Genomic DNA, 5,041 nt, shown 5'->3' on the forward strand with positions numbered 1-5,041 from the left:
CTACGAGCAGGTCGTCGAGGACGTCGACGTGGATCTGGCACCCGACGAGATGCTGCTGCGGACGCTCTACGTGTCGGTCGATCCCTACCTCCAGGGCATCGCCCTGGACACCCCTCTGGGCGGCCACATGGGCGCCGACTCGGTGATGGAGGTGCTGGAGGCCGGGCCGCTCGCCGCCCACCGGCCGGGGGACCTGGTGCAGGGGTTCGGCGGCTGGCGGTCCCATCTCGTCAGCAACGGCACGGAAGCCCTCTGGCAGACCGGCACCTTCCCGATGGTCTTCCCCGCCTACCGGCGTCTCGACCCGGGCTGGTTCGACGAGTCGCTCCCGCTCGCGACGGCGCTCAGCTCGATGGGCGGCCCCGGCATGACCGCCTGGGGCACGCTGGCCCATTTCCTGGACACCGGTCCGGGCGACACCCTGGTGATCAGTGGGGCGTCCGGAGCCGTGGGCACGCTGGTCGGGCAGATGGCACGGCTGGCCGGCGCCCGCGTGGTCGGCACGACGTCCAGCCCGCAGAAGGCCGAGTACCTGACCGGGCTGGGGTTCGACGCGGTCGTCCTGTACCGCCAGGGCGACAGCGCCGCGAGTGTGCGCGACGCGCTGGAGTGGGCGGCGCCGGACGGCATCGACCGCTATTTCGACAATCTGGGCGGCGCGGTCACCGACGCGGTGTTCTCGCTGCTCAACGTCGGCAGCCGGGTGGCGGTGTGCTGGCAGTGGGCGACCCAGGTGGGCCGTGACGCGGTGGGGCCGAGGCTCCTGCCGTACATCATGTTCCCGCGGACGACCGTGCGCGGGATCTTCTCCCTGGAGTGGTTCACCGACACGAACTGGCGGGCCCTCCACGAGGAGCTGGGCGGCCGGATCCGGCGCGGGGAGATCGTCTGCGACCACACCCTCCACCACGGCTTCGACTCCATCCCCGCCGCCTACCGGAGCCTCTACCACGACCGGTCGTCCCACCTGGGCAAGGTGCTGGTGGAGCTGTGACCGCCCGGCCACTGCCGCCCCCCGCGTTCCCGTTCCCCCTTGTCTCTCCCGCCACCGGTCCGGCGCCGCGTCGGTCCGGTACAACCAGGAGGTCGTGTGTCCGCCGCAGCCACTGACAACGCCGGTCCCGAGCAGGCTCTGCCCCCGCTCCACCGCATGGAGTTCGGAGTTCCGGGTCCGCCCGAACGCGTCGAACTGTCCGACGGCTCACCGGCCTGGCTGGTGAGCCGGTACGCGGACGTCCGGCAGGTACTCGGCGACGCCCGGTTCGGACGTGCCGGGCTGTACGCACCGGACGGGCCGTCCCTGCCGGACGTGCCCGTGCTCGTGGACGACCCTGACCTGCTGTTCAATCAGGACGGGCCCGAACACCTGCGCCTTCGCCGCACCATGCACCGCGCTTTCACCCCGCGGGCCGTCGCCCGCTGGCAGCCCTGGATCGCGGCGATCGTGGAACAGCTCCTGGACGAGCTGGCCGGTCGCAAGGCCCCCGTGGACATCGTCGCCGAGTTCGCGCTGCCGTTGCCGGTGGCAGTCATCAGCAGGCTGATGGGGCTCGACGCCTCGGCGCGGGAGCGGATGCGCCACTGGAGCGAGTACGCGCTCTCGGACGGGTCCTGGCCCGCGGAGGAAGTCGGCGCGGCCATGGCCGAGTTCTCCGCGTTCGGCGCCGAACTGCTGGACCTGCGGCGCCGCGAGCCCGGGGACGACCTGGTGAGCGGCCTGGTACGCGCCGCCGACGAGGAGGGCGGCATCCCCGAGGCCCAGTTGGTGAGCCTGGTCTGCGGGCTGGTGGTCGGAGGCCATGACAGCACGATGACCATGCTGAGCAACTCGCTGTTCTACCTGCTCGGCGAGCGCCCGGAGAGCTGGCCGCGGCTCGCCGCCGGCGAGGAGGAGGCGGGGCGGGTGGCCGATCGGCTGCTGCACGGCATTCCGCTGGGCGACGACCGCGGCACGACTCGTCGCGCGCACGAGGACGCCGAGGTGGGGGGTGTGTTCATTCCGGCCGGCGCGGTGGTGGTGGCGGACTGCGGCATGGCCAACCGGGACCCGGCGGTCTTCTCGGCGCACTGGTCCGAGGACCTGTTCGCACCGCTGGAGACGCCCACCCTGTCGTTCGGGGCCGGGCCGCACTACTGCCTGGGCGCGTGGCTGGCCCGGACGGAGCTCCAGCTTGCCCTGCATCACCTGGCCGCCCGATTCCCGGGGCTCCGGCTGACGGAGCCGGCCTCGTCCGTCCAGTGGCGCCTGGGCTCCACCTCGCGCGGACCGGTGCGGCTCGGGGTGACCTGGTAGGCGGCGCCACGGCGGCGTCACGGCGGCGCTACGGGCGATCTCCGCGCGCCCGGGACAGACTGACGGGCATGACTCGGCGGCGCTGGTACTTCGACGGATGGATCGTGGCCATGGGTACGGCCTCGGGGACGCGGCTGGTGCTGGGCCACTGGCCGCGTTCCCCGTTCGGGGCGTTCAGCGATGTCATGATCGAACACCCCGGCGGTGAGCGTCGGTTGCTGGCTCCCACCAGCCGGGTGGCCGGCTTCGTCGCGGACACCTACACCTTCGACCGTGTCGACGTGGTGCCGGTGGACGTCCGCCGCGACGGGCCCCGCTGGTACGTCCGGGCCGGTCCGCTCGCCCTGGACCTCGTCACCGGCCCCCGGACCGCACTGGGCCTGCTGTTGCGGGCCGTGCCGGCACCGCTCGCGCGCAGCCACACCTGGGCCGCCGTGTGCGACGTACCGGCCCGTCTGCTGCCCGGTGTCCGTACGCTCGGCAGCGCGGGTCCGGGCCGGCGCGAATGGTACGGGGCGCGGGACCAGCACCGCGTCCTGTCGGCGAGCGCCTGCCTCGGGGGCACGGACCTCGGCGGGCTGGCGCCCGTCGACCCGCCGGTGACCTTCGGGTTCGGCTCGGCGCCCCGCGATCCGTCGGCCGTCCGGATCACGTCGACGGTGGAGACGGCCGAGGGAGCGCGGGAACCGTGAACGACGCGGGCCGGGCCGTGCCACGAAGGGCGGACCGGCCCACGCCCGGCGAGCGACACGGTGCTCCCGTGCGAGCCCTCGATGAACCGCTGGCACTGGCGCACGGAAAGGACAGAGTGCGGGCGTTCAGGGTCAAGTCGCCCCGGTCCCGGAGCCGTAGTGTCCCGGCATCACCCCTTTTCCACACCGGGCCCCCGCCCCGTGGGCCGACCGGCCCAGGCCGGAGCCCGGACGACAGGAGACGAACCATGTCCGAGTTCCCCGCCGCGCCGACCGCCCCCGTGCTGGAGCCGGCCGCCGCCGCCTTCGCCGAGGCGACCGCGAACCCGCCGTACCTCTTCGAACTCACCCCGGCCGACGGCCGCAAGGCGGTGGACGAGGTCCAGTCGGGCGACATCGAGAAGCCCGCGATCACCGAGGAGTGGATCACCGTCGAAGGCGGTCCCACGGGCTCGGTCAGGGCGCGGGTCGTCAAGCCCGCCGGGACCACCGGCACGCTCCCGGTCATCCTCTACATCCACGGCGCCGGCTGGGTGTTCGGCAACGCGCACACCCACGACCGGCTCGTCCGCGAGCTCGCGACCGGCGCGGGCGCGGCCGTCGTGTTCCCGGAGTACGACCTCTCCCCCGAGCACCGCTACCCGGTCGCCATCGAGCAGAACTACGCGGTCGCCCGCTGGGTGGTCACCGAGGGCGCCTCCAAGGGGCTGGACGGCAGCCGTGTCGCGGTGGCGGGTGACTCGGTGGGCGGCAACATGACGGCCGCCCTCACCCTGATGGCCAAGGAGCGGGGCGACGTACCGCTGGTCCAGCAGGTGCTGTTCTACCCCGTCACCGACGCGTCCTTCGACACCGCTTCGTACCACCAGTTCGCCGAGGGATACTTCCTCCGTCGCGACGGCATGCAGTGGTTCTGGGACCAGTACACGACCGACCCGGCCCAGCGTGCCGAGATCACCGCGTCGCCGCTGCGGGCCACCACCGAGCAGCTCACCGGCCTGCCGCCGGCGCTGGTCGTCACCGGCGAGGCCGACGTGCTGCGCGACGAGGGCGAGGCCTACGCCAACAAGCTGCGCGAGGCCGGTGTAGCGGTCACCGCGGTCCGCTACCAGGGCATCATCCACGACTTCGTGATGCTCGACGCGCTGCGCGGGACGCACGCCGCCGGGGCTGCCATCGAGCAGGCCGTCCGGACGCTCCGCGCCGCCCTGCACTCCGCCTGATTCCACAACCACGAACCCCGAAGACCCAAGGAGTTACCACCATGCCGACGTCCGGCAGTCCCACCGTCGTCCTGGTGCACGGCGCGTTCGCCGATGCCTCCAGCTTCGCCCGGCTCGTCCCGGAGCTGACGGAACGCGGGCTCGACGTGGTCGCCCCCGCGGTGCCCAACAGGAGCCTGACCGGTGACTCCGCGTACATCGCCTCCGTGGTGCGGGGGATCGCCGGTCCGGTGATCCTGGTCGGCCACTCCTACGGCGGGGCGGTCATCACCGTCGCGGGCGAGGAGGAGAACGTGAAGGGCCTGGTCTATCTGGCCGGGTACGCCCTGGAGGAGGGCGAGAGCCTGGGCGAGTTGCAGGGACGCTTCCCCGACTCCGACCTCGCTTCCGCGCTCGTGTACACGCCGTTCCCGGTCGAGGGTTCGGACGAACCGGGGACGGACGTCTCGGTGCTGCCCGAGAGGTTCCCGGCCGTCTTCGCCCACGACGTCGACCCCGCTCTCGCCCGGATCCTCGCGGTCTCCCAGCGCCCCCTGGCTGCTCGGGCCTTCACCGAGAACGCTCCTGCGGCAGCGTGGAAGACGAAGCCCTCCTGGGGTCTGGTGGCCGCGGCCGACCGCACCATCAACCCTGAGGTGGAGCGTTACGGTTACCGGCGCGCGGGCATGTCGACCGTGGAGGTCGACTCCTCGCACCTGGTGATGCTCTCCCACCCCGGGGAAGTCGCCGATCTCATCGAGAAGGCCGCTCTCAGCATCGGCTGACGCGGCGCCGGTGCCGACCGACCGCCTCGGCGAGCGGCGGACGGGTTTCCCTCGGACCCCGTCCGGTCC

Annotated in this window: 5 protein-coding genes; all 5 read left to right on the forward strand. The window is 72.6% G+C overall.

Annotated elements, in window-relative coordinates:
- Positions 1-994 (forward strand): MDR family NADP-dependent oxidoreductase (locus tag ACFWEP_RS31350; protein ID WP_387375186.1); only part of this gene is annotated, 994 nt, incomplete at its 5' end.
- A gap of 156 nt (positions 995-1,150) precedes the next feature.
- Entirely contained in the window at positions 1,151-2,293 is a 1,143-nt protein-coding gene (locus ACFWEP_RS31355) for a cytochrome P450 (protein ID WP_387375193.1), read from the forward strand.
- Between the two features lie 68 nt (positions 2,294-2,361).
- Entirely contained in the window at positions 2,362-2,985 is a 624-nt protein-coding gene (locus ACFWEP_RS31360; RefSeq protein WP_387375188.1) for a hypothetical protein, read from the forward strand.
- A gap of 248 nt (positions 2,986-3,233) precedes the next feature.
- Positions 3,234-4,208, forward strand: coding sequence for an alpha/beta hydrolase (locus ACFWEP_RS31365; RefSeq protein ID WP_387375190.1), 975 nt, complete (start codon positions 3,234-3,236; stop codon positions 4,206-4,208).
- A 41-nt stretch (positions 4,209-4,249) separates the two neighbouring features.
- Entirely contained in the window at positions 4,250-4,972 is a 723-nt protein-coding gene (locus ACFWEP_RS31370) for an alpha/beta fold hydrolase (protein WP_387375191.1), read from the forward strand.
- Positions 4,973-5,041: the final 69 nt, after the last annotated feature.

Origin of the sequence: Streptomyces sp. NPDC060198 (genome assembly GCF_042728415.1) — a bacterium.
In the GTDB taxonomy this organism is placed as follows: Bacteria; Actinomycetota; Actinomycetes; order Streptomycetales; family Streptomycetaceae; genus Streptomyces.